Genomic DNA, 589 nt, shown 5'->3' with positions numbered 1-589 from the left:
TTTAGTAATTATATATTTTTCAATTACTCAAAGATAACTATTTAAATACTTACTTTATGTTACATGTATTACACTTTAAAATAGCTTTTAGCTTACAAAAAGAATAGTATTTGTGTATTTCATCGAAAAAATATGTTTTTTGGCTATGATTTTGAAAAAAAGTTTGATATTAGCAAAACCAAATCAACCATTATAAATATTTGAATTTGTTCCTAAATCTATCATGAACTTAACCTACAAAAATATGGAACCAAATCTACCTGAACTGCCAACGGCAGAGGCGGCTTCTATAGAGTCGTCTTCATTTCACGAAAGTAAAATAAAGGAAACGCTTCAAGATAATTTGAGGTTTTTTAAAAGTTTGTTTTACTTAACAAAAAAAATATTCATGCTATAACCCTTTGGGTATAGCATGAATTAATTTTTTAGTGTAATTTGTTTGCGGATTGTTATAAATTACATCAGCATCATCAAGTTCTTCAATTTCACCTTTATTCATTACCAAAAGTTGATCGCTCATATATTTTACAACTGCTAAATCATGCGAAATAAAAATATAAGTAAAGCCAAAGGTTTCTTTTAAGTTATT

General features: G+C 26.5%; 1 pseudogene. It reads right to left on the bottom strand.

Going from position 1 to position 589, the window contains the following annotated elements:
- Positions 1-391: 391 nt before the first annotated feature.
- A pseudogene (locus FUA24_RS04995) lies at positions 392-589 on the bottom strand (ABC transporter ATP-binding protein); the annotation flags it as partial.

The sequence above is a fragment of the Seonamhaeicola marinus genome (genome assembly GCF_008085455.1).
This window is presented reverse-complemented; position numbering and strand designations above follow the sequence as displayed.